We start from the raw sequence: 23,241 nt of genomic DNA, 5'->3' as shown, positions 1-23,241 counted from the left end.
AATAAGGGCTTCCATGTAGGCGTGTCCAGTATGCAAGATTTTAAACCTAGCTTTATCGAGTACCCCGATAGTCCGTTTTCGCTGTATCAGCCGTACCCGCCTGCCGGCGACCAACCGACGGCGATATCAGAGCTAGTAGAAGGTTTAGGCGATGGCTTAATGTTTCAAACCTTATTGGGCGTCACCGGCTCGGGTAAGACCTACACGATGGCCAATGTGATTGCGCGTACAGGGCGTCCTGCCATTGTGCTAGCACCGAATAAAACCTTGGCGGCGCAACTGTATTCTGAGATGCGAGAGTTTTTTCCTCGAAATGCGGTCGAGTATTTTGTTTCTTACTACGATTACTACCAACCTGAGGCCTATGTCCCTTCGCGTGACTTGTTCATCGAGAAAGACTCCTCCATTAACGAGCACATTGAACAGATGCGCTTGTCTGCCACTAAAAGCTTGCTAGAGCGGCGCGACACAATCATCGTGGGTTCGGTGTCATGTATCTACGGTATCGGAAATCCGAGTGATTATCATGCCATGGTCCTGACCTTACGCACTGGGGACACCATTCCTCGGCAAGAGTTATTGGCTCGGTTAGTGGCGATGCAGTATGAGCGTAACGACGTGGATTTTGCGCGTGGCATTTTTCGAGCCAGAGGCGAAGTCATTGATGTGTTTCCCGCAGAAAACGCCGAGCTAGCCTTGCGTATCACGATGTTTGACGACGAGATCGAGTCCTTGGCGCTTTTTGATCCGTTAACAGGGGTCACCCAACAAGACCTTCGGCGTTACACCGTTTTCCCTGGCTCGCACTTTGTGACGCCTCGAGAAACGGTGCTACGCGCTATTGAATCGATTAAGTTAGAGCTACGCGAGCGTCTGGATTATTTAACGCAGTCTGGTCAATTGGTCGAAGCCCAACGTTTAGAGCAGCGAACGCGTTTTGACTTGGAAATGATGAACGAGTTGGGGTTCTGTAAAGGTATTGAAAATTACTCGCGTCATTTATCCGGTGCTGCGCCGGGCGAACCCCCGCCGACCTTGATTGATTACCTGCCTAAAGACGCGTTGATGTTCATTGATGAAAGCCATGTCACGATCGGGCAACTGAGTGGCATGTATCGTGGTGACCGATCCCGTAAAGAGACCTTGGTGCAGTTTGGCTTTAGATTGCCGTCTGCTGTCGATAACCGGCCACTAAAGTTAGAAGAGTTTGAAACTCGGATGCCACAGACGGTGTTTGTGTCGGCGACGCCTTCGAACTACGAGCAAGAGCATACCGATGCGGTGGTTGAGCAGGTGGTCAGGCCTACCGGCTTAGTGGATCCTGAAGTCGAGATCCGGCCGGCCACCACGCAGGTCGATGATTTGTTGGGTGAAATAAAATTACGCGTGGCGGCACAAGAGCGTGTATTGGTTACAACGCTAACGAAGCGCATGTCCGAAGATTTGACCGATTATTTAGCCGAGCACGGTATTAAGGTGCGCTACTTACACTCTGATATTGATACGGTCGAGCGGGTTGAAATTATTCGCGACCTGCGTTTAGGCGCTTTTGATGTCTTAGTGGGGATCAACTTGCTGCGAGAAGGGCTTGATATCCCTGAGGTGTCACTTGTTGCCATTTTGGATGCGGATAAAGAAGGCTTTCTACGATCAGAGCGTAGTCTTATACAAACGATTGGCCGTTCAGCTCGAAATTTGAATGGGCATGCCATTTTGTATGCGGATCGTATTACTGATTCCATGCGAAAAGCCATGGAGGAAACGGCGCGGCGTCGTGAAAAGCAGTTGGCGTTTAACGTCGAGCATGGTATTACCGCTCGTGGTGTGATCAAAGCTGTCCGTGATTTAATTGATGGCGTTAGTGCTGCTGCAGCCAATAAAGCTGAAGCAGAGCACGAATTTCCAAGCGAGTTATTAAGTGATTCGAAACGGCTTGCGCGAGAGATTAAGCGCTTAGAAAAACAAATGATGGACCATGCGCAAAATCTGGAGTTTGAAGAGGCGGCACAAACTCGGGACGCACTACGCCAGTTAAAAGAGCAAGCGCTTTTAAATTAACCAGAACGAGTGTAGGCAGGATGTTTTGTAGTGAAAACCCGACATGGCGTTATTTTTTCATTTAACGTCATCATCCTGTCATGCGGGCTTTAGCGTAGAAGCTACGTTTATGCAGGTTGCCATGTTCAGTGTTTTCCCGCACACTTCAATTTATTATGAGTAAGATACTTTTCGTCTGTACGGGAAACATTTGCCGCTCGTTGAGTGCAGAAGCAGTGTTAAAGCGTTTTATCAAAGAAACGCAGCTGTCGGGCCAAATTGTTGTTGATTCCGCCGTCATCACCGAGACCTACATCGGGCAGGGGCCTGATCACCGAGTGTTGAATGCCGCTACTAAACGCGGGTACGACCTTTCCAATGCGATCAATCGCCAGATTCAAGCGGCCGATTTTCTTGAGTTCGATCTCATACTTTGTATGGATTGGGAGAACATGCTGTGGTTGCAGCAGCGTTGTCCGGCCATCCATCAGCATAAACTGATGTTGTTAATGCGGTTTGCTACAGACCATGTAGAGGCTTGTGTGCCCAACCCCCATGATGGTGGGCCCCAAGCCTTCACTAAGGTCTTGGTGTTGCTGGAAGATGCTTGTAAAGGCGTCCTAGAGCTAAGTAAACGGCGCCTTTCTTCGCATCTAGCTGCCTAGGCCGCGTTCGTCGGTTTCTACTGTGGTTAGAACCCCAATCTTGAACACTTTGCTTGTCATACCCTTAAGAAAATAACGGGTATTTGTTATACTGGACTAAATTAGTCGGATATTGGCGTTCCTCTTAACGCGCTTTATCCACCCTGTAGGAATAAGCAAGGAGTCCCAGTATGCGTTTAACGACTAAGGGTCGTTTTGCAGTCACGGCGATGATCGATTTAGCCTTGAGGCAGCAAAGTGGTCCGGTGACCTTAGCGAAGATCAGCGAGCGTCAAGGTATTTCACTGTCTTATTTAGAGCAGTTATTCGGTAAACTTAGACGTCATGAGCTTGTGGAAAGCACACGTGGCCCTGGCGGTGGGTATTCGCTTGCGCGTCTCGCACGTCATATTACGGTTGCCGATATTATTTTTGCGGTAGATGAACCCGTAGATGCAACAAGCTGTGGTGGCCGAGGAAATTGTAAAGTTGATGCCGATGGGAATCGTGGGCAATGCATGACGCACGAGTTGTGGGCCACATTAAGCCGTAAGATGGTTGATTATCTGGATTCGGTGTCTTTGCAAGATCTGGTTGACCAGCAACGCTTGCGACAGCTTGAGCAAGCAGCTCAGAAGGCGGGGAAAACGGTAAAACTGTATCCCGAGAAGAAAAATGATACGGCCACAACATTTTAATCATTGGTGTGTACTATGGCGTCAGCGTACCCTGTTTATTTAGATTATTCTGCTACTACTCCTGTTGATCCTCGTGTACTAGACGAGATGCTAGTGTGGTTGAAAGCGTCATTTGGGAATCCTGCTTCCAGCAGTCACGCCTACGGTTGGGACGCTGAAGAAGCGGTTGAGAAAGCACGTTCGCAAGTGGCGAAGGCCATTGGGGCGACGGCCCGTGAGGTAATCTGGACCTCCGGCGCAACAGAATCCAACAACTTAGCGATAAAAGGTGTGGCACACGCCTATCAGGCTAAGGGTAAGCACATTATTACGTTGCAAACTGAGCACAAAGCGGTGCTGGATACGTGTAAAGCGTTAGAGCATCAAGGTTTTGAGCTGAGCTATTTGCCCGTTCAAGACGATGGTTTACTTGATCTGCAGCAACTGAAAGAGGCGATTCGCCCAGACACCATTTTAGTTTCGGTCATGTTAGTGAATAACGAGATCGGTGTGATTCAAGATATACCTGCTATTTCAGCGGAGTGCAGGGCTCATGATATTTTATTGCATGTGGATGCTGCTCAAGCCATTGGGAAGTGTGCCGTCGATGTTGAGGCTCTAGGGGTGGATTTGTTGTCGATGTCGGCTCATAAGGCTTACGGTCCTAAGGGCGTGGGTGCTCTTTATATACGTCGTAAGCCTAGGGTGCGTGTTGAGGCTCAAATTCATGGTGGTGGGCACGAGCGAGGTTTTCGTTCGGGTACCTTAGCGACCCATCAGTTGGTGGGGATGGGTAAAGCCTTTGAGCTGGCTCATGCCGAGCTAGCGGCTGAATCTGAACGCATGGCTCGCTTACAACAGCGACTTATTGCAGGGCTTCGTGAATTGCCCGGCATTTATGTGAATGGTTCGCTAACGCAACGCATTCCGAATAACGTCAATGTTAGTTTTGATGGCGTAGAAGGGGAGGCCTTGTTAATGGATCTTTCGGGTTTGGCCTTGTCCAGTGGCTCGGCGTGTACGTCCGCGAGCTTAGAGCCTTCTTATGTCCTGAAGGCCTTAGGCCGTACCGATCAGCAGGCGCATAGCTCGCTGCGTATCACACTGGGTAGGATGACGACCGAAGCAGAGGTTGAGGCGGCTATCGAGCAGATTCAACACAGTGTGACTCGCCTACGTGAACTCTCGCCCCTTTGGGATACGGATGAATCAGCCGTGGTTTCGCCTACGAGCCTGAGCGCTTAAAGGGGAAGTGATGCGAGATAAACAAAAGATAACGGACTATTTTAAACAGCCGGCTCATGCGGGTGAATTAACTCACCTTGGCACTGATGTACGCACAACGTGTGTAGGAAGTTTAGAGCAGGGGGCCGTTTTATCCCTACACCTGCTATTGGATACTGATCAGCACGTACAGTTGGCCCGTTTTAAGGCCTACGGTTGTCCTGCGACCATTGCGGTAGGCGAGTTCATTTGCCGTTGGGCCGAGGGTAAGGCTTTGGACTCACTGATTGATTTAAGCAGTACTGAGATTGTTCAGGCGCTTGAGTTACCCAGCGTGAAATTGCACAGCGCTATTTTAGCTGTGCAAGCACTTCGAAACCTCAGTGCTGCCCCGGTGAAGTCGGCGACCACGGTCTGCTAGGCGAGGTCACCGCAAATTCGTTACTATATAGGCGTAAGACGTTTACGCTTTGCATTTATTTAGAGGTAATTATGGCTATTTCGTTAACCCAGCAAGCGGCACAACATATCAGTCGCCACTTAGCCAAGCGCGGTTCCGGTCTTGGTTTGCGCTTAGGTGTACGTTTAACCGGGTGCTCTGGTATGGCCTATAAATGGGATTTCGTGGATCAGGCTGACGAGCGCGACTCCGTCTTTGTCGCACACGGTGTTAAGGTGTTCGTTGACCCTAAGGCGATGCCCTTTATTGACGGAACCGAAATTGATTATGCCCGAGAGGGGTTGAACGAAGGTTTCAAGTTTCGCAACCCTAACGAAGCCGCTGCATGCGGCTGCGGTGAATCATTTACGGTATAAGCACAAGCATGAGTCTACGTTTTGGTTTAGCGGCGAATCAGCTGCATCATGGTTCGCCGGACGCTGCCTTGTTTCAATGGTTAAGGCGATCAGCAACAGGCATACGTCAACTAGGACTCGAGCTTTATACGGTTGGCCGTACGTGCAACGCGATCGAGGCATCAGGCTTACTGGATGGCTATGATGGCTTGTTTCGCTACCCTTATGGCCGCGAGGGTGGCCTGATGAAAATCGTGGCGCGTGTCACTGATTATCCCGACGGCACGCCGCCTTTTGATGGGGCGATTTATTTAATCGATCCCGTTGACCCCTCATCTATTTTTCCCGAGGCGCTAGCGCTGAAACGCCAGTGTATTACCCACGGTCGTCCTTTTGTGTCCACGTTAATGGGCGCTATCGAGTGGGTTGAGATCGAGCGTCTGACCAAAGGGTTGGATCCTGATCCGCAGGCGGCTTCTATTTTTGATTTTTCTCAGCAGTGCTTGGCGATGATTTCCCACGATGCGTTGAAAGACAAAATGGTGGCTTTTGCTGACACGCACTTTGATCTCTTGTCTCGTTTTGCCTCACGCGTGGCGACGGGTACAACGGGAAGTCGATTAAACGAGTTAGCTTGGTCTAAAGGTTGGCCTGCGGACGCTGCTTGGGTTAAGCCTTATCTTAGTGGGCCCTTAGGAGGCGATGCACAAATCGCCGAGTTAATTCTTGAAGGGCGTTGCCAACGAGTGCTGTTTTTTGAAGATCCTCATGTAGCACGCCAACACGAAGCTGATATTCAGTTACTAGAACGAGCCGTGCGAGTCGTAACTGACAAAGCCACCTGCATTACTTCCCCCGAGGTTGCGGATCGCTGGGCGCGAGCTTTAGCAGCGCATTATTAACGCTTTTATTGTGTTGCCTAAGTAAAAAAAGAGCCATCGATAAGATGGCTCTTTTTCTTGGCATTAAACTTGAGGTTTAATCGGCTCGCCGCAAGTGCGGGAACAGAATGACGTCACGTATGCTGGGGCTATCGGTAAGCAACATTACTAGACGGTCGATACCAATGCCGCATCCACCTGTGGGGGGCATACCGTATTCAAGAGCACGGATGTAGTCGGCGTCAAAGTACATGGCCTCTTCGTCGCCAGCATCTTTGGCTTCGACCTGTGCGAGAAAGCGGGCAGCTTGATCTTCAGGGTCATTTAGCTCAGAGAAGCCGTTTGCGATCTCGCGCCCTGTGATAAATAGCTCGAAGCGCTCGGTAAGCTCGGGGTTGGTGTCCGAGGCGCGCGCTAAAGGCGAGACTTCGACGGGGTAATCAATGATATAGGTTGGATTCCAAAGCTTGGCTTCCGCAGTTTCTTCAAATAACGCTAACTGTAGAGCGCCTAGGCCCGCATCGGCTAAAGGTGGGCTGTTAACGTCAACTTTTAGTTTTTGAAGTTCGCTTCTAATAAACGAGGCATCCTCAAGTTGATCGGCGCTGTAATGGGGCGCATGCTTGAGAATTGCCTGAGTGATGGTAAGGCGGTCGAAAGGCTGAGCCAGATCCAATGCTTTGCCTTGGTATTCAATCACGGCTGTGCCGCAGGCTGCGATGGCGGCATGGCGTATGATGCTTTCTGTGAAATCCATTAGCCACTGATGATCAGTATAGGCAGCGTAGAACTCCATCATGGTGAACTCGGGGTTGTGGCGCGGGCTAACCCCTTCGTTACGAAAGTTTCGGTTAATTTCAAAGACGCGCTCGAAACCGCCTACAACCAAACGCTTGAGGTAAAGCTCAGGGGCGATGCGCAGATACATTTCCATATCCAACGCATTGTGGTGGGTGGTAAAAGGTTTTGCTGAAGCACCACCAGGAATGGGGTGCAGCATAGGAGTTTCCACCTCTAAAAAGCCTTCATCAATCATAAATTGACGCACGCTACTGATGGCTTTGCTACGCGCCAAAAAGGTAGTACGCGTGTCGTCATTCATGATCAGATCAACATAGCGTTGACGGTAACGAATTTCTTGATCAGACAGACCGTGGAATTTATCCGGTAAAGGACGCAATGATTTCGTTAATAGTCGTATGCTGCTGGCATGAATAGAGAGCTCGCCTTTATTGGTTTTAAAAACAGTGCCCTCAACCGCGATGATATCGCCGATATCCCAGCCCTTAAAATCGTCGTAAACGTCGTCGCCTAACGCTTTTTTATCCAAATAGATTTGGATGCGGCCGCTGCCGTCTTGTAGCGTTGCAAAACTTGCCTTACCCATGACGCGCTTGAGCATCATACGACCAGCAACGCTAGCTGGGCTGGCCATGTCGGCTAAGGCCTCTTTCTCGAACTCGCCAAACTGAGCATGCAGTTGCTGCGCTTGGTGTTTAGGTTGACAGTTATTGGGGTAAGCATTCCCAGCTTCGCGTAAAGCGTCGAGTTTTGCGCGTCGTTCGGCGATGAGCCGATTTTCGTCTATAGCCGGAGCTTGAGTGCTTTGGGTCATGGTAATGTAAATCTAAGAGTAATGACGAATGTCGTCGATAACCTGATCGCCGAATGTGGGGCTTTCAAGGTATTTAATAATATGGGCAGCCGTATCATCCGCCGATGAAAGCTGCTGTTTTTGATGGAGATCGATAAAGCGCGATAAGTCAGGGAAGTCGTCGCGATTTTGTTCCCGTATGGTCGCTTGCATTGAGGTGTTAATAACGCCTGGTGCTAGGGAAACGCATCGTACACCATGGTCTTCCGCTGCCAACGTTTGCGTATAGTAGTCGAGGGCAGCCTTACTGCTGCCATAAACCGCCCAGCCAGCGACAGGGCGTCGACCGGCGCCTGAAGAAATGTTGAGTATACGTTTATCAGCAGCGGTATTTTCAATAAGCGCTAAGAACGTAGCCGTTAAACTAATCACCGCGCCCACGTTTAGCTGAAGGGCTTGTGCGATCGCCGTGCTATCGCTTAGCTTATTACACAAAGAAACGGGGTCTACTGTGCCGGCATTATTGATCAAACGATAGTGAGACGCCTGTTTAGGTAATAACGTCACCAACTGTTCGTGGGCGTTGATCGTGTCTTTGGGGCAAGATAAGTCAGCCAGAATACCATGATGTGCCGCACCTAATTGTGCAGCGGCATTCATTAACGGCTTATTCTCACTGCGTGAGATCGTAATGAGTAGGGTGTGGGCCGCTAAAAATTGTTGGGCGAGGGATGCCCCTAAACCCCGCGATGCACCAGTAAGCACAACCACACGTTGTGAAGACGAAGACATCTTAAATACCCTGCTTCAGGCTGGCCTGAATGAAAGGATCAAGGTCGCCGTCTAAAACGCGCTGCGTATTAGAGACTTCTAGGTTGGTACGCAAGTCTTTAATGCGACTTTGATCCAGCACATACGAGCGAATTTGGTGCCCCCAGCCTACATCACTTTTAGCGTCTTCAAGTTTCTGTTGATCGGCCATGCGTTCACGCATTTCTTTTTCGTAAAGCCGAGATTTAAGCATTTGCATCGCTTCGGCACGGTTACGGTGTTGTGAACGATCATTTTGGCACTGAACCACAATACCTGAAGGCAAGTGAGTTAAGCGCACAGCAGAGTCTGTTTTATTAACGTGCTGCCCACCGGCGCCGCTGGCTCGATACGTATCAACGCGTAGGTCAGCGGGATTAACTTCGACTTCGAAGGAGTCATCGATTTCTGGATAAACAAAGACGCTACTAAACGAGGTGTGCCGACCGTTATTTGAGTCGAACGGGCTTTTGCGAACTAAACGATGTATACCCGTTTCGGTACGTAAAAGGCCGTAAGCGTATTCGCCTTCAAATTTTAACGAAACAGATTTAATGCCAGCAACATCGCCGTCGGACTGCTCAAGGATTTCGATTTTAAAGCCCTTGTGCTCGGCATAGCGTACATACTGTCGCATGAGCATTGATGCCCAGTCTTGGGCTTCCGTGCCCCCTGCACCAGATTGGATGTCCATGAAACAATTCAGGGGGTCGGCGGGGTTGGAGAACATACGACGGAACTCAAGCTCTTCGATTCGGGCGCCGATGGCCTCAGCATCCGTTTCGACCGCCAAAAATAATTCTTCTTCGTTTTCAAGGCTTGCTAGTTCAAAGAGTTCGCGAGAGTCTTTCAGCGAAGCGCGGATATCGTCAAGCTCGGTGACGACGGCTTCTAGGCTTTTCTTTTCTCGTCCTAGCTCTTGGGCGCGCTCGGGGTCATTCCAGATATCAGGGTTTTCAAACTCGGCGTTTACGACAATTAAGCGATGGGCTTTTTCGTCGTAGTCAAAGATACCTCCGAAGTTCAACCTCTCGCTCAGCGTAATCTTCTAAGTGAGAGTCGATCAAATTTAGGCGTTCTGATTCCATGGTTACACTGTTCCCGTGTTCTAAATCGTTTAAATACAGCGATGCTGCTGTTAAACCATTGATTTTAACCTGTTTGTCGCAATAGAGACACAGGCAAAAGGGAAGAGAAGTTGGCATTGTGCGCCAGCGCTGAAAAATGGGGCCCATCACCTCATATCTTAACGAGTGCGATGAGCACAGCGAGGACGAATTTGTTGCGCTTAAGCCGCGCGTGTATAGCGGCTGTCTGATAGAGGAAGTGCTAAAGGGGCGATATTAGGAGAGAGCTCGTGTGTCTCGCTGGTCTCGCTTTCGGCATCATCCTGATGTACTGAAAATAAATGCACGATGTCTGCAAGACCTTCCGCATGATTAACTTGCTCTTGTGTGCTGTGGGTAGCAGCTTGCACAAGTTCCAAATTGCGCTGGCTTAGCTGTTCAAGTTCTTGCATGACCGTACGTAAGACTTGGGCGTCGGCATTTTGATCGCTGGTGGCTTCGTTAATATCGTTCATCAAGGCTCGAACGGCCTGAACGAGCTCGTGGATCCCGGTCATGAGCGTTTCGGTTTGTTTAGCGGCCACCATGCCTTGCTCTATGCGTTGATTCGATAGATTAATCAGTTTCTCGATTTCACTGGACGCTTGCGAAGAGCGTAGGGCAAGTTGTCGCACCTCGGTGGCAACAACGGCAAAGCCGCGACCGTGTGTGCCTGCCTGTGCGGCCTCGATGGCAGCATTAAGGGCCACGATATTGGTCTGAAATGCAATGTTTCGAATAAGTTCGGTAATAGAGCCCATTTCTTTTGAGCTACTGTGAATCTCTTGCATGGTTCCGAGCATCTCTTGCATTGCCAGCTCGCCTTCTTGTGCATGGGTCTCTGTTTGTCGTGCAAGTTCATGAGCATCGGTGGCGTAATTGGCGTTCGAGTCGATGGCATCACTTAATTGATTGATGCGACCCGTTGCATTGTTCAGTTGGGTAGACTGCTCGTGGATGTGTTGTGCCAAACGGTGATTGGTTTGTGTATGCAGGGTGGAGGCATTTTGAATCTGATGGGTGCGATCTTGAACATTCTCGATAGTCTGAGTAAGCCCTTCGCCAATGCCATTTAATGCTACAAGTAATGAGCCAAACTCATCACGACGTTGATCGACGATACGGGCATGAAGTTGGCCCGAAGCTAATTGTTTAGCTAGCTCTACGCCGTGAATAAGCGGTTTCTTGATCGAGCGATATAAAGCGATAAGGCCAATCGCGCTGACGATAATTAATGCACCTAAGGTTAAAAGTGCGACCAGATAGGCTTTGGTGCTAGCGGCTCGAGCATCGCCAATTTGCTGACTGAGGCGTTCGCTTTGCATCAAGTCGAATTGCTGCATGGTGTTGGCGATACTGGCCGAGTTTTCAGCATACTGCTGGCTAAATACCAAAGCTTGAGCCATTAAAGTATTGGGTAAGGCTACGCGAATGCCGCCTTGTCCATCATCAATTTGGCCACTTGCCGTTCCGATGGCTTCGAGCTGCGTTTTGCTGAGGGATACTGCCTGTTCGTAGGCGTTCGAAACCAGTGCAAGTTCATCACTGCTAAAATTACTGTTCCTGAAACGGGACAAGATGCCGTCTTGTTGCTCATTACCTTGTAGCTCGATCAGAAGTTGTCGATAGTCGGCTTCGAATTCAGGTTGGCCGCTGGATACAAAGGCCATGGCATTGCGCGACATGGCATCAACTAATGTATTGAAATCGTTGGCTTGTTGCGTGGCGTGATAGCGTGCCTGTTCGCTTTCTTGTAAGTGCTCGATTGTGGTGGTTAGGTGGCGTAAAGCACTAAAAATAAGTAATGAGAAAAGCGTTAGAAGGATGGAATAACCAATGAAACCGCTTTTTAAGCTAAGGTGCTTCCGCATGTGCTGCCCACTGTAGTCGAGTGTTAATAAATGAAGTCAATGTGACTGACTGCAACAGTTTGACAGGCTTATGTGACAATCGTATGTAACAAAAAGCCCTTCTTTCAGAAAGAAGGGCTTTTTGTTATTCATGCTAACAGCACAGGCGTGTTGTTTTTATTGTTTTTAACGACGACGTGAGTGCTGTGGAGCGTTAGTTGGCTGATTGTTACGCTTAGGTAGATGCCTGAACGTAATGCGACCTTTGCTTAAATCGTAGGGTGACATTTCTAAGGTAACTTTATCACCTGCGAGTATACGAATGTGGTGCTTACGCATTTTGCCGCCGGTATACGCAATAACGGGGTGGCCGTTATCGAGCGTAACGCGAAAACGTGAATCGGGTAATACCTCTGTAACTGAACCCTGCATCTCAAGCAGTTCTTCTTTAGCCATGTATTTAGAATCCTTATAACAACCAATAGGTGCGACGAACTGTCGAGCTATGCGATGCGTCGCCTGTGTGCGGTATGAGGCATGTAGCGTGGTCTTGCGCCGTATATGTCGGATAGGGCGAAGCTAGTGTGCCAAAATCACGACCGTGACATATGTAATAACGGAAAAGCAATAGCGCTGCTTAAAATAACGAGGGCGCAGATTGGGGTCGTGGAAGAGGGCGTTAGAGAACACACCCTATGCGATTTAAATTTGGACAATGCTAAACAGCAAGATAGTATTAATGGTGCCCATAGCGCAATATATGATTATAAATATAAACCATAGTAATGTCAATGGTTTGCGAAGGCTTAGGGCTGACTTTCACATTGGCAACAAAGCGCCGATGCGGTGAGTTTATATCTTTATAATGTGAAGGTTTATCTTACGAAGGATATTGGCACTTGTCTCGCTAAAACAAGTGCTTAATTTCTTATGGACCGCCAAAAATTCTCGGTATCTACTATTTTTCTTTTAGTCCTTCCCACCCTATTGTGGGCTGGAAATGCAGTGGTAGGACGATTGATTCATGATCAGATTCCACCTGTCACCTTAAACTTTTTTCGGTGGTTCATCGCTTTTCTTGTGTTGCTTCCTTTCGGGGCATCGGTATTACGTAAGCGTAGCTTGATGTGGAAAAACTGGAAGCGGTATGCCCTGTTGGGCTTGCTGGGTGTGGGTTTTTACAATGCATTCCAGTATTTGGCGCTTCAAAGTTCGAGCCCACTCAATGTGACGTTGGTGGGCTCGAGTATGCCCATGTGGACTTTATTAATTGGCCGCATTTGCTTCGGTGTGCAAATGAACCGTTGGCAATTAGTAGGTGCGTTTGTGTCGCTACTGGGTGTGCTATTCATTTTATTACGTGGAGACCTTTCCCAGATCGCACAAATGCAATTCGTTATCGGCGATATTTATATGATATTAGCGACGATTTCATGGGCATTTTATGGCTGGATTCTTATCTCCAAAACGGATCCTCACGACGTTTCGAGAACATGGGTGACGATGTTATTGGCTCAGGTGTCGTTAGGGGTTATCTCGTCAGCCGTGTTTGCAGGGGGCGAATGGCTGCTTATCGATTGGCACATTCAATGGAGTTTGGGCTTAGTTATTGCTTTGCTTTATGTAGCCATTGGGCCAGGGGTCATTGCATTGGGGTTTTGGGGGATTGGGGTCAAGCGTGTGGGGCCAGCCGCTGCAGGGTTCTTTATTAATCTTGTGCCCTTTTTTGCGGCGATATTATCAGTGATATTCCTAGATGAGTTGCCACGCCCCTATCATGCGGTCGCATTTTTACTTATTGTGAGTGGCATCATTTTATCGTCGCGTGGCTCAAGGGTGCAGACTAACGATTAGGATTAACAACAGATAAACAAAAAAAGGGACTTCGTTATTAAGCCCCTTTTTTAATCGTTATTTGTTTTTAATACGTTGATAAAACGTGGCAATGATTGGTCCACTGATATTGTGCCATACACTGAAGATGGCACTAGGAACAGCTGCAAGTGGGCTAAAATGAGCCGTTGCTAGTGCAGCGCCTAAACCAGAGTTTTGCATTCCAATCTCAATAGACATGGTCTTACGTTGAGCCACATTGAGTCCAGCAAGTTTCGCTAATAAGTAGCCCAGCAAAAGACCCAGTCCGTTATGTAGAACCACAACTAAGAAGATTTGTAGACCTGTGGTGGCGATGCGCTCTTGGTTCAACGCCACGACGGCAGCAACAATGGCCACAATGGCAACGACAGAGACTAGAGGCAAAACTTGGACACCCGCTTTAACGCGTTCACCCAATATGGCTTGTACCAATAGGCCTAATAAAATCGGCAAAATGACCACTTGTACAATTGACCAGAACATGGCGGAAGCACTAACCTCAAGCCACTGGCTTGCTAATAAGTAGATTAGGGCTGGCGTAACAATGGGGGCCAATAGTGTGGTGACCGACGTAATCGCCACTGACAACGCGATATCGCCACGGGCTAAAAAGCTCATGACGTTAGAGGCCGTCCCACCCGGGCAGCAACCCACAAGAATTACACCGACTGCGATTTCTGGCGGCAGGGAAAGTAAGGTAGCCAGTAGCCACGCCAATCCGGGCATAATTACAAACTGGCCAACAACCCCTATGAGTACGGTTCCCGGTCGTTTGAACACCTCAGCAAAGTCTTGCTTGGAAAGAGTTAGACCCATGCCAAACATAATGAGGCCCAGCAAGGGAACGATGTAAACACCCAGCCAACTGTAATGCTCAGGTGTGTAGAAAGCGAGAACGGCGAAGAGCAAAACCCAAATGGCAAAGGTGTTGCCAACAAAGCGACTTAGCTTAGCTAAAGCCTCCATGATTGAATATCCTTAATTGGTACGGAATAAAACTTGCCTCACCATAAATGGCGAGGCAAGGGAAATAAGTGCTAGCTCGAAGAACGTTGGATGTGCGAGCTAGCCATGATGGCGGTAATTGTACCGCGCAAGGCAAGAAACGGTGTACCAGCTATTAATTTATGCTTGAAGCATGCTCAACAATGAGTTGCGCTGATACTCGGCCATTCCAATGATTAATATCCAGTCTATAAGCGACCTCGGCTTGATCGCCTAATAGCTGATTATGATTAAACCAAATGGCATCGATCACGATTCCGTCTCGCTCAAGACGCAACTTTAAATGCTTATCTTTCAGTAAACGCTGCTGTTGTATGGTGAAAGTGTCTCTAAATAACGGGGCGGGAAAGCCGGCCCCCCAAACTTCAGAGTCCAAGAGCATGGCCGTTTCAACATCCAAATATTGTGCCTCTAAGCTCCCGTCGGTTTGGATTTCGGGTGTAAACGAGTCACGTCCGCTTAAGGTGCGAACGGCTTCGTCGAACAACACAACGAAACGATCATAATGGTGTTCCGCTATGCTCAAACCCGCCGCCATTGCATGGCCGCCAAACTGCTTAATAAGTTGAGGGTCTCGCTTTGAAATTAAATCGAGGACATCGCGTAGGTGCACATCCGGAACTGATCGGCCTGAGCCTTTTAAGTCGCCATTATCCGAACGAGCAAAAGCCAGAGTGGGGCACCAGTACTTTTCTTTGAGTCTGGAGGCGACTAAACCCACAACGCCTTGATGCCAGTCGGGATGATAAACGCAAAGGCTAGCTTGCTTAACGTCACTACCAGCTGTGGCACTTTCTACTGCACGCATCGCCTCTTCGCGCATGGTTTGCTCGATGGCGCGACGGTCGTGGTTCATGGCTTCGAGCTCTGCCGCTAAGTTTTTCGCTTCGCTTGGGTCGTCGGTGATGAGACAGCGGATGCCGATGCTCATGTCAGCAAGCCGGCCCGCTGCGTTAATACGAGGGCCTAAGGCAAAGCCCAGATCAAAGGTGCTGGCATTATTGGGATCGCGTCCCGCGATTTCAAAAAGTGCGGCAACACCCGCTTGCATTTGCCCGTTTCGCATTTGACGCAAGCCCTGCGTAACAAGCAGACGGTTGTTCGAATCCAGTTTGACTACATCCGCCACAGTGCCTAAGGCGACTAAATCGGCGAGACGGTTTAGGCGAGGTTGGTCTTCAAGATCGAATGCACCACGTTCGCGTAGTTCAGCGCGTAGAGCAAGCATTAAATAGAAGACAACACCGACACCCGCTAAGTTTTTGGATGGGAAGTTGCAATGAGGGTGGTTAGGGTTGACGATCGCGGCGGCGTTGGGAAGTTCGTCACCAGGTAAGTGGTGATCCGTGACCAGCACGTCGATGCCAACCGCTGCAGCGGCGGCAACGCCCTCTACGCTGGCTATGCCGTTGTCAACGGTGATCAGCACATCGGGTTTGCCGTTTGGGTGTTGAAGCGCCAAGCTAACAATGGCGGGCGATAAGCCATAGCCCGTTTCAAAACGATTAGGCACTAAAAAATCGACGTCTGCACCCATTTCAGCAAGGGCACGCACGGCAACAGCACAGGCTGTGGCTCCGTCGCAATCATAATCCGCAATGATCAATAGGCGTTTTTGATCTTCGATGGCTTCGGCAAGAAAAGCGGCGGCATGTTGTATTTGGTGCAAACCATTTGGGTTAAGCATGTCAGCCCAGCGTGAAGCCAACTCAGTGGCTTCTTCTACACCACGAGAGGCCATTAATCTCGCCATTAACGGGTGTATGCCTGCGCTAATAAGCTGTTGTGTCGCGCTAGGGTTCGGAATACGGTCAATCACTACGGGGTTAAGCAAACGTCTCTCCAGTTGGACTTTGTGGTGCTAAACAAGCGCTTTAATAGGCTGGGCTGTGAAGCTTTACTGTGCAAGTATCGATCTACCCCACACAATATAAGTTCGGGGGTAGGGGTCTGCGAAAGGGGGGCAAATACATTCCGCTCGAGGTTTTCAAGTTGTTCTAACCATGTACCCCAGTCTTGTCGGGCGGCCGACTCTTCCAAATCGTTATAGAGCTGGTAGGTAGGCTGATGAGCTAAGTTGCTGAATTGCGCAGGCGATGCTCCGCCGAGTAACCAGAGGCTATTGATGGGCAGTTTACCGGCTTGGGTGCGTAAATTATTGATAGGATGGTCAAACCAGAACATTTGAAACTCGTTGACCAAGCGACGCCACGGGCGTGAATGCAGGTCTTGTTCCCACCAATCATTTACCATGCTTTGACTAACTAGTTTTGAACTGGTGGTGTGTGGATTGAAATCGCTAGCGGTTTGTAGTTTCCAGCGTGTAGGCGAGTTGTACTCAGCGTCAAAGTCCGTATCGGAAAACCATTTTTTTGTGCTGAGTAATAGCTCGGTGCTTTCAGCTTCGCTAATATCCAGCGCCTCACCGGTGATCAATGCGGCGCCGTCCCGCGAGGGAGCAATGTGTACAAGCTCGGCTAACCACACGGGGCTGTCACGATTTGTAGACATTGAATTTTGGGTTTTTTCAAACAAAGGGCCTAGACCTGCGCTAAGATGCTGAGCTGGCTGTGTAACAAAACCAGCCTGTTCTAATTGCCAAACTTCGACTGCTGTACACCGTGTCTCGCTGGGCGAAGTGCGATGTGATTGGCAATGGCTTTGTTGCAACCAACGTACTAGGGTGGGCGCTTTTTGTTCAATATGATTGATCAGCTCGCGAGCTTGATGAGGTTCTGGTAGAGCGCCTGAAAGTACAATTTGCATAGCAGTTTCTGATATTTATCACTTTCGGTGACAACATTTATGTCTTTTGAGTTTTGGGTAGGTGCACGGTATGCCGGCTTAGCGAGAGCGAAGCGACGGGTAGGTGGTCGTACCGACGGGTTCGTATCATTTATTGCAGCGAGTTCAATGGCGGGTATTGCCCTGGGCGTCGCTGCACTTATTGTAGTGCTTTCTGTTATGAATGGCTTTCAAAGTCAGGTTCGAGACCGAATGCTATCGGTATTGCCGCATATCGAGCTTTATTATCCCGGCGTTGCTCATGCGGATGTGCTTCGTGCTTGGCAAGATGTTGCTTCAGCGGCTCAAGGTAACAGAGAGGTATTGGGAGCAGCACCTTTTGTCGCGGCACAGGGCATGTTAGTTCGAAATAACGTGCTAAATGGCGCACAAATTCGGGGTATTGATCCCGCGACTGAAACTCAAGTGTCTGATCTGGCAGATCAAATGGTGCAGGGTGAGCTTAGCGCCCTTAAAGCTGGTGATTTTGGTATTGTTTTGGGGCGCCAGTTAGCGGATGTGCTTGGCGTTAGGCCTGGCGATACGGTCATGTTGATGGCACCACAAGGGTCGATTTCCCCAGCAGGCTTTTCTCCGCGGATGCGGCAGTTTACCGTGGTAGGTACCTTTTCGTCAGGGCATTACGAGTACGATATATCCTTGGCTTTTATTAACGTAGAGGATGCATCGCGAGTATTCAGAGATAGCGGGAATAGTGGGGTGCGGCTGCGCATCTCAGATATGCATAAGGCGCCCCAGGTGGCACACGAACTTGCCGCCACATTGCCTAAGGGCGTACGTGCCATGGACTGGACACAAAACAATCGTACGTGGTTTGCTGCGGTACAAACTGAAAAACGTATGATGTTTTTAATCTTGACGCTGATCGTGGCGGTTGCCGCGTTTAATTTGCTCTCGTCGTTGGTCATGGCCGTTAAAGATAAACGTAGTGATATCGCGATTCTACGAACCTTGGGGGCAACACCGAATGAAATCGCCAAGATATTCTTGGTTCAGGGCTCGCTAATTGGTGTGGTGGGCACGCTGTTAGGGGTAGGGTTCGGCGCCTTAGTGGCCTATAACATCGATGTGATTGTGCCGTTTATTGAGAACCTGATCGGTCAGAAGTTTCTTCCTGAACAGATTTACTTCATTAGCGAAATGCCTTCTAACCCACAGCTGAGTGACATCACGATTATTGCGTTGACCTCGCTGGTACTGTCGCTACTGGCAACCCTCTACCCAAGCTGGCGCGCGTCAAACCTACAACCTGCACAGGTGCTACGTCATGACTAAGTTAAACCAAGCCTCTGAAGTTGGGTCCACCTCGTTAAACGCCGTGCCGGTGATTGAGGCTAAGAATGTGTCGATGCGCTATGTCGAGGCGGCAGGGCATGAAATACAAATACTGAATAATGCCTCGCTAAGCGTAAATGCTGGGGAAATGGTTGCCATTATTGGTGCCTCGGGTTCTGGTAAAAGCACGCTTTTGCATTTGCTTGGTTTGCTGGATCATCCTAGCTCAGGAAGTCTATTCATTCATGGGCAGTTAGCGGATGATTTGAACGAGAAGCAACGCAGTCGTTTGCGCAATAAAGAACTGGGTTTTGTGTACCAGTTTCACCATTTACTGGCTGAATTCAGTGCGTTAGATAATGTGGCAATGCCGCTTATTGTGCGGCGCGAGCGTCGTGACATAGCGCGTGAAAAAGCGGCCACGTTTTTAGAGCAGGTGGGGTTATCTCATCGTATCCATCATTATCCGGGGCAATTGTCAGGGGGAGAGCGTCAGCGTGTGGCGCTGGCTCGTGCTCTGGTTAATCAACCGGCTTGTGTGCTAGCCGATGAGCCCACTGGAAATCTGGATCGTCATACAGCTGATGAGATGTTTGATTTACTAAGCCGGGTCAATGCTGATCTGGGTACGGCTTTTGTGATTGTTACCCACGATCAATCTTTGGCGGCGTTGGCGCATCGGCAATTGGTGATGACTGATGGAACCTTAGCGCACGCCGCTGATTCAACGCTTCATTCTTGAGATTTACCTGGTGCGCACGACAGTGGTAGGCTAGGATCATGTACATAGACAGTCATTGCCATCTGGACGCATCGGAGTTCAACACTGATCGTGCTGAAGTGATAAGACGCGCTGAGTGGGAGGGCGTGGGTACGATTATTGTGCCTAGCGTCGCTCGCTATAATTTTGCTACGGTAGCCGAGTTGGCCCAGCAAAATAACGGTGTTTACTATGCCTTAGGGATACACCCTCTGTATGTGCCCACGGCCACACCTGCTGATCTTGATGTTTTAAAACAGGAAGTACAGTTAGCGCTTGTTGATCCTAAGTTTGTAGGTATCGGTGAAATCGGCTTGGATTTTTTTGTTCCAGAACTATGCACCGAGTCTATGCGCCGTAAACAGATTGAGTTTTATCAGGCCCAACTACGGATAGCAGCGGATAACGATCTACCGGTTATTTTGCATGTTAGGCGCTCTGTTGATCTGATTACCAAGTATTTACGACGACATGCCTCCTTAGGTGGCATCGCGCACGCCTTTAATGGCAGTCAGCAACAAGCGGATATTCTGATCGAGCTTGGGTTCAAGCTGGGTTTTGGTGGAGCGATGACATTTAGCCGAGCGAAACAGATACGGCGTTTGGCTGCTGGGTTACCACTTGAAAGTATCGTGCTGGAAACCGACGCGCCGGATATTCCTCCTGCGTGGTTAGGGGTAGAGCAAAAATCAGCTACCGCCGCGCGTAATGAGCCGGCTGAGCTGATAGGTATTGCCCAAAGTTTGGCGGCGCTGCGTCATGTTTCGGTGTCGACGATTGCTGCGCAAACGTCAGCCAATGTGCGACACGTGCTGTCCCGTCTTCCCAAGTAGCGTTGACCCCAGTTACGTAAGACTACGCTGGCTCGTCTTGTCACGACGAATCCCTTTTAAGCGATCGTTTTCGCTACGCTGTTTCCCTTACAAGTTAGCGGCTTTAAGGGGGTTGGGTGCGGATTGCTGGTGTGGCATTTTCTGGAAGAGTCGCGGCAGTTTGTTATGTGCTTGCCACCATGTGGGTGCAACGACTGGCTTCACTACCGTCTTTACTCACGGTCGGCATCTTATTCGTTGGGCTCATATTACTGGCCGTAGTGTGTAGAAGCGCCGTCGCTTCAACCTATAAAACATACGTATATCCTTTCTTCGTTCCCTTATTATTCGGCGTAATGGCTTTTTATATCGCTGTGTTTTCGGGCGGTCAGCGATTATCTGAGCAACTTGCCCCTGAGGACGAAAACCGTGTTTCTAAAGTCGTATTCCAAGTGGCTGAGCTTCCTCGGCTTCGTCCAGACAGTCGTCAGTTTGTAGCGCGAGTGATCGAGAGCCGTCCCGCGGGAGTGCCACAGCGCATACTGGTTAATTGGTCCGCACCGGGGTGGGCGGGGCCATACGCAGAAGCTAAGAAACATGCATTTCCTGATGTGTATCCGGGACAGATTTGGCAGGCGAATGTCATTGTAAAAACACCGCATGGGTCCTTAAACCCCAATGGTTTTGATTACGAGTCGTACCTGTTCGCTCAAGGGATACGAGCCGTAGCCAGTGTGCGAGGGAGCCCCCGTTTACTGGGTGTTGAGCCGCCAGCTTCTCGGTCTCCATCCTTAATGGCAGAAAGCGTAAGGCACGCGATTCGTGATCGAATGTTGCCTTTCTTAGAAGGTATGCGCTACGGGGGCGTTATCACGGCGTTAAGTATCGGGGATCAAGCCAGTATTCTTTCGGCCGATTGGGAAATTTTTAACCGTTCTGGGCTAACTCATTTAGTTTCTATTAGCGGTGCCCATGTCACGCTGATCGCGTCATTGGTGGCTGCAGGTGCGGGGTGGGGGTGGCGACGCTTACGATTTAGAGGGGTGTGTTTAGCCGAGTGGCTTCCAGCCCAAACATTAGCGGCGTATATAGCGGTGGTGGTGGCTGGCTTGTACTGTGTGATTGCCGGGTGGGGTGTGCCTGCGCAGCGCACCTTCTTGATGTTAAGCATCATCGTGTTTTCGTACTTGTGGCGTTTGCCATTACAAGCCACACAAGTCTTGGCCATCGCTGCCGTAGCGGTGTTGATGCTAGACCCGTGGGCTATTCTAAGTAGTGGGTTTTGGCTTTCATTTGGCGCTGTAGGGGTGTTGTTTGCTTGTGGTGCGTGGCAGGGGCAACGTCACGGTAACGCATTTGGTCTCAGGCGGCATTTGTATCAGTTAAAAGTGGCGTCGGTGTGGCAACTGATTATCACAGCGGCTTTACTTCCACCGCTTGCGTTGATGTTCAATGAAATCTCATTGATTTCTCCCTTATCGAATGCTTACGCGATTCCGCTGATTAGTCTGGTCGTGACGCCTTTATCCTTAATTTTCGCTGCGACCAGTATGGTAAGCAGTCTTGACCCTTTGTCGGCTTGGATCGCGTGGGCAGCGCATGGGTTGATTGAACTCATGATGTGGCCCACGTTGTGGTTATGTAAGCTTCCTATTGCCAGCATTACGGTTGCCAAAGCGCCTACATGGTGTTTCGTAGTGGCGCTGTTGGGCGTCGCAGGAGCGCTAACCCCCAAAGCGTTCTTTGCTAAAGATTGGCTGTGGGTTTTGCTTCTTCCGTGCCTATTTTGGGGTAAAGAGCGTTTAGCGCAGGGAGAGTGGCGTTTAACAGCGTTGGATGTGGGTCAGGGTAGCGCCTTGGTGATTCAAACGGCCCACAGCACTTTGCTTTTTGACACGGGCGTACGTCGTTCTCGCGACTCGGACGTAGGTCAGCAAAGTATCCATCCCTTTTTGCGTTCTGTTGGGGTGAGGGCGATCGACTTGTTGGTGGTGTCACACGCCGATCTGGACCATGCAGGCGGAGCAACGAGTGTATTGCAACGGTATGGGGTCCAACAAAGTTACAGTAATTTTGATTTGCCTCGATACATACGCCGAGATGAGCGCTTATTAAATATGCCGGGAAAAAGTGCGAGCTTACCCATGGCAACCTCCTTTTGCAGGCAGGGCCAGAAATGGCAGGTAGATGGCGTGCAATTTGAGTTTTTGTGGCCCCAACAGGTGGGCTTTTCCGAATCAAACAGTGCGCAGCGAAATGCACAAAGCTGCGTGCTATCGATTCGGGGTCCATGGCATTCTGCAGTATTGCTGGGCGACATTGGCGTGGCGGAAGAGGCTGCTCTTATCCGTCAAGGCATTAGTCCTCACGATGTGGTGATTGTGGGTCATCATGGCTCTAACAACTCGTCGGGCTCGGCTTTTGTGACGCGGATGAAGGCAAAAGTAGCGGTGGCTCAGGCGGGTTGGTGGAGTCGATTTGGGCATCCGCATCCGCAGGTGCAACGACGTTGGTCAGAGGCTGGCGCGGCATTTTTGCGTACTGACTTCGACGGAGCGATCACTATCCTATCAACAGAGACTGACTTAACCGTGCGCAGAGAGCGGCTCGCCTCGCAACGCTATTGGCACAATCACACAGCGCATCCTCATCTGAGGTGATATTAAGACGCTGCTTTTGGCGTGTCGAAATCGATGTGCTCTAAGCCATCAAGAATAGGGCAGTCAGGCCGTTCATCACCGGCGCAGCAGTTCATGAGCGTTTGCAAGGTATTTGCCATTTGCTGTAGGTTTTGTATACGTTCCTGCAGTTCGTTAATATGGCGTTGCGCCAGTTTTTTAACGTCCGCGCTGTGACGCGAGCTGTCTTGCCATAAGTCCAGTAAGTCTTTAATTTCGGACACGGAAAAACCTAAATCGCGTGCTCGACGTATAAAGTGCAAGCGATGAATGTCGTTGTGGTGGTAGATTCTGTAACCCGAAGCGTTGCGCCTTGCGGGTGGCGTCAGGCCGATTTCTTCGTAATAACGAATCATCTTCGCAGACACGCCAGAATTTTTTGATGCCACGCTAATATTCACGATGCGGTCTCC

The 23,241-nt window shown here is 49.7% G+C and carries 21 protein-coding genes; 12 read left to right on the top strand and 9 right to left on the bottom strand.

Annotation, left to right across the window (positions count from 1 at the left end; genetic code table 11):
• Nucleotides 1–30: 30 nt before the first annotated feature.
• The 7 genes from uvrB (at nt 31) to AC2UZI_RS08980 (ending at nt 6,279) form a co-directional block, all read left to right on the top strand.
• Complete coding sequence (gene uvrB, locus AC2UZI_RS09010; RefSeq protein ID WP_486943470.1) at nt 31–2,058, top strand: excinuclease ABC subunit UvrB; 2,028 nt, start codon at nt 31–33, stop codon at nt 2,056–2,058.
• A 152-nt stretch (nt 2,059–2,210) separates the two neighbouring features.
• A complete protein-coding gene (locus AC2UZI_RS09005) occupies nt 2,211–2,702 on the top strand; it encodes a low molecular weight protein-tyrosine-phosphatase (RefSeq protein WP_486943747.1) in 492 nt (163 codons plus the stop codon).
• 170 nt (nt 2,703–2,872) lie between these two features.
• Complete coding sequence (gene iscR / locus AC2UZI_RS09000) at nt 2,873–3,379, top strand: Fe-S cluster assembly transcriptional regulator IscR (protein ID WP_486943469.1); 507 nt, start codon at nt 2,873–2,875, stop codon at nt 3,377–3,379.
• Between the two features lie 15 nt (nt 3,380–3,394).
• Nucleotides 3,395–4,603 carry an IscS subfamily cysteine desulfurase gene (locus AC2UZI_RS08995; RefSeq protein WP_486943468.1) on the top strand — a complete coding sequence of 403 codons (1,209 nt, stop codon included), beginning with the start codon at nt 3,395–3,397 and terminating at the stop codon, nt 4,601–4,603.
• A 10-nt stretch (nt 4,604–4,613) separates the two neighbouring features.
• Nucleotides 4,614–5,003: an iron-sulfur cluster assembly scaffold protein gene (locus AC2UZI_RS08990; RefSeq protein WP_486943467.1), complete on the top strand. Its 390-nt coding sequence runs from the start codon at nt 4,614–4,616 to the stop codon at nt 5,001–5,003.
• A gap of 71 nt (nt 5,004–5,074) precedes the next feature.
• The gene (iscA, locus tag AC2UZI_RS08985; RefSeq protein WP_486943466.1) at nt 5,075–5,398 is read left to right on the top strand and encodes an iron-sulfur cluster assembly protein IscA; all 324 of its coding nucleotides are present in this window, start codon (nt 5,075–5,077) and stop codon (nt 5,396–5,398) included.
• Between the two features lie 8 nt (nt 5,399–5,406).
• Nucleotides 5,407–6,279: a methylglyoxal synthase gene (locus AC2UZI_RS08980; protein WP_486943465.1), complete on the top strand. Its 873-nt coding sequence runs from the start codon at nt 5,407–5,409 to the stop codon at nt 6,277–6,279.
• A 76-nt stretch (nt 6,280–6,355) separates the two neighbouring features.
• Here the strand turns inward: AC2UZI_RS08980 and lysS are convergent, their stop codons facing one another.
• From lysS to infA, 5 genes are all read right to left on the bottom strand, one after another.
• Nucleotides 6,356–7,873, bottom strand: coding sequence for a lysine--tRNA ligase (lysS, locus tag AC2UZI_RS08975; protein ID WP_486943464.1), 1,518 nt, complete (start codon nt 7,871–7,873; stop codon nt 6,356–6,358).
• A gap of 12 nt (nt 7,874–7,885) precedes the next feature.
• A complete protein-coding gene (locus AC2UZI_RS08970; RefSeq protein ID WP_486943463.1) occupies nt 7,886–8,644 on the bottom strand; it encodes an SDR family NAD(P)-dependent oxidoreductase in 759 nt (252 codons plus the stop codon).
• Between the two features lies 1 nt (nt 8,645).
• Nucleotides 8,646–9,750 (bottom strand): peptide chain release factor 2 gene (gene prfB, locus AC2UZI_RS08965; protein ID WP_486943462.1). Its coding sequence is split into 2 segments (ribosomal slippage): nt 8,646–9,668 and nt 9,670–9,750, totalling 1,104 coding nucleotides; the frame shifts between segments, so codons are not numbered across the junction.
• 200 nt (nt 9,751–9,950) lie between these two features.
• On the bottom strand, nt 9,951–11,639 hold the full coding sequence (locus AC2UZI_RS08960; protein WP_486943461.1) for a methyl-accepting chemotaxis protein: 1,689 nt from the start codon (nt 11,637–11,639) through the stop codon (nt 9,951–9,953).
• 165 nt (nt 11,640–11,804) lie between these two features.
• Nucleotides 11,805–12,074, bottom strand: coding sequence for a translation initiation factor IF-1 (gene infA / locus AC2UZI_RS08955; protein ID WP_486943460.1), 270 nt, complete (start codon nt 12,072–12,074; stop codon nt 11,805–11,807).
• 474 nt (nt 12,075–12,548) lie between these two features.
• On the opposite strand from infA, the gene AC2UZI_RS08950 reads away from it, so the two are divergent.
• Nucleotides 12,549–13,472, top strand: a complete 924-nt coding sequence (locus tag AC2UZI_RS08950) for a DMT family transporter (protein WP_486943459.1) — start codon at nt 12,549–12,551, stop codon at nt 13,470–13,472.
• A 57-nt stretch (nt 13,473–13,529) separates the two neighbouring features.
• Here the strand turns inward: AC2UZI_RS08950 and AC2UZI_RS08945 are convergent, their stop codons facing one another.
• From AC2UZI_RS08945 to AC2UZI_RS08935, 3 genes are all read right to left on the bottom strand, one after another.
• The gene (locus tag AC2UZI_RS08945) at nt 13,530–14,459 is read right to left on the bottom strand and encodes a bile acid:sodium symporter family protein (RefSeq protein ID WP_486943458.1); all 930 of its coding nucleotides are present in this window, start codon (nt 14,457–14,459) and stop codon (nt 13,530–13,532) included.
• A gap of 154 nt (nt 14,460–14,613) precedes the next feature.
• Nucleotides 14,614–16,332: a single-stranded-DNA-specific exonuclease RecJ gene (recJ, locus tag AC2UZI_RS08940; protein ID WP_486943457.1), complete on the bottom strand. Its 1,719-nt coding sequence runs from the start codon at nt 16,330–16,332 to the stop codon at nt 14,614–14,616.
• The gene (locus AC2UZI_RS08935) at nt 16,317–17,264 is read right to left on the bottom strand and encodes a hypothetical protein (protein ID WP_486943456.1); all 948 of its coding nucleotides are present in this window, start codon (nt 17,262–17,264) and stop codon (nt 16,317–16,319) included. The genes recJ and AC2UZI_RS08935 overlap by 16 nt, the downstream gene beginning before the upstream one ends.
• Before the next feature lie 39 nt (nt 17,265–17,303).
• Between AC2UZI_RS08935 and AC2UZI_RS08930 the strand changes: the two genes are divergently transcribed.
• From AC2UZI_RS08930 to AC2UZI_RS08915, 4 genes are all read left to right on the top strand, one after another.
• Nucleotides 17,304–18,578, top strand: a complete 1,275-nt coding sequence (locus AC2UZI_RS08930; protein ID WP_486943455.1) for a lipoprotein-releasing ABC transporter permease subunit — start codon at nt 17,304–17,306, stop codon at nt 18,576–18,578.
• Nucleotides 18,579–18,651: 73 nt separating this feature from the next.
• Nucleotides 18,652–19,320 carry an ABC transporter ATP-binding protein gene (locus AC2UZI_RS08925; RefSeq protein ID WP_486943746.1) on the top strand — a complete coding sequence of 223 codons (669 nt, stop codon included), beginning with the start codon at nt 18,652–18,654 and terminating at the stop codon, nt 19,318–19,320.
• 38 nt (nt 19,321–19,358) lie between these two features.
• Nucleotides 19,359–20,171 (top strand): TatD family hydrolase, encoded by an 813-nt coding sequence (locus tag AC2UZI_RS08920; protein WP_486943454.1) that lies wholly within the window; start codon nt 19,359–19,361, stop codon nt 20,169–20,171.
• Nucleotides 20,172–20,287: 116 nt separating this feature from the next.
• The gene (locus AC2UZI_RS08915; protein ID WP_486943453.1) at nt 20,288–22,810 is read left to right on the top strand and encodes a DNA internalization-related competence protein ComEC/Rec2; all 2,523 of its coding nucleotides are present in this window, start codon (nt 20,288–20,290) and stop codon (nt 22,808–22,810) included.
• 2 nt (nt 22,811–22,812) lie between these two features.
• Here AC2UZI_RS08915 and cueR read toward each other — a convergent pair whose 3' ends face one another.
• Complete coding sequence (gene cueR / locus AC2UZI_RS08910; protein ID WP_486943452.1) at nt 22,813–23,229, bottom strand: Cu(I)-responsive transcriptional regulator; 417 nt, start codon at nt 23,227–23,229, stop codon at nt 22,813–22,815.
• Nucleotides 23,230–23,241 lie beyond the last annotated feature (12 nt).

Source organism: Paenalcaligenes sp. DL 463, from assembly GCF_057475185.1.
The sequence above is the reverse complement of the archived record's forward strand: the minus strand, read 5'-3'. Positions and strand labels throughout refer to the sequence as shown.

Coding starts and splice junctions, on each gene's coding strand:
- AC2UZI_RS08935 (WP_486943456.1), bottom strand. CDS start 17,264: ATGCAAATTGTACTTTCAGGCGCTCTACCAGAACCTCATCAAGCTCGC.
- AC2UZI_RS08990 (WP_486943467.1), top strand. CDS start 4,614: ATGCGAGATAAACAAAAGATAACGGACTATTTTAAACAGCCGGCTCAT.
- uvrB (WP_486943470.1), top strand. CDS start 31: ATGCAAGATTTTAAACCTAGCTTTATCGAGTACCCCGATAGTCCGTTT.
- AC2UZI_RS08980 (WP_486943465.1), top strand. CDS start 5,407: ATGAGTCTACGTTTTGGTTTAGCGGCGAATCAGCTGCATCATGGTTCG.
- AC2UZI_RS08920 (WP_486943454.1), top strand. CDS start 19,359: ATGTACATAGACAGTCATTGCCATCTGGACGCATCGGAGTTCAACACT.
- AC2UZI_RS08945 (WP_486943458.1), bottom strand. CDS start 14,459: ATGGAGGCTTTAGCTAAGCTAAGTCGCTTTGTTGGCAACACCTTTGCC.
- lysS (WP_486943464.1), bottom strand. CDS start 7,873: ATGACCCAAAGCACTCAAGCTCCGGCTATAGACGAAAATCGGCTCATC.
- AC2UZI_RS08930 (WP_486943455.1), top strand. CDS start 17,304: ATGTCTTTTGAGTTTTGGGTAGGTGCACGGTATGCCGGCTTAGCGAGA.
- AC2UZI_RS08995 (WP_486943468.1), top strand. CDS start 3,395: ATGGCGTCAGCGTACCCTGTTTATTTAGATTATTCTGCTACTACTCCT.
- AC2UZI_RS08925 (WP_486943746.1), top strand. CDS start 18,652: ATGCGCTATGTCGAGGCGGCAGGGCATGAAATACAAATACTGAATAAT.
- iscR (WP_486943469.1), top strand. CDS start 2,873: ATGCGTTTAACGACTAAGGGTCGTTTTGCAGTCACGGCGATGATCGAT.
- infA (WP_486943460.1), bottom strand. CDS start 12,074: ATGGCTAAAGAAGAACTGCTTGAGATGCAGGGTTCAGTTACAGAGGTA.
- AC2UZI_RS08960 (WP_486943461.1), bottom strand. CDS start 11,639: ATGCGGAAGCACCTTAGCTTAAAAAGCGGTTTCATTGGTTATTCCATC.
- AC2UZI_RS08950 (WP_486943459.1), top strand. CDS start 12,549: ATGGACCGCCAAAAATTCTCGGTATCTACTATTTTTCTTTTAGTCCTT.
- AC2UZI_RS08970 (WP_486943463.1), bottom strand. CDS start 8,644: ATGTCTTCGTCTTCACAACGTGTGGTTGTGCTTACTGGTGCATCGCGG.
- iscA (WP_486943466.1), top strand. CDS start 5,075: ATGGCTATTTCGTTAACCCAGCAAGCGGCACAACATATCAGTCGCCAC.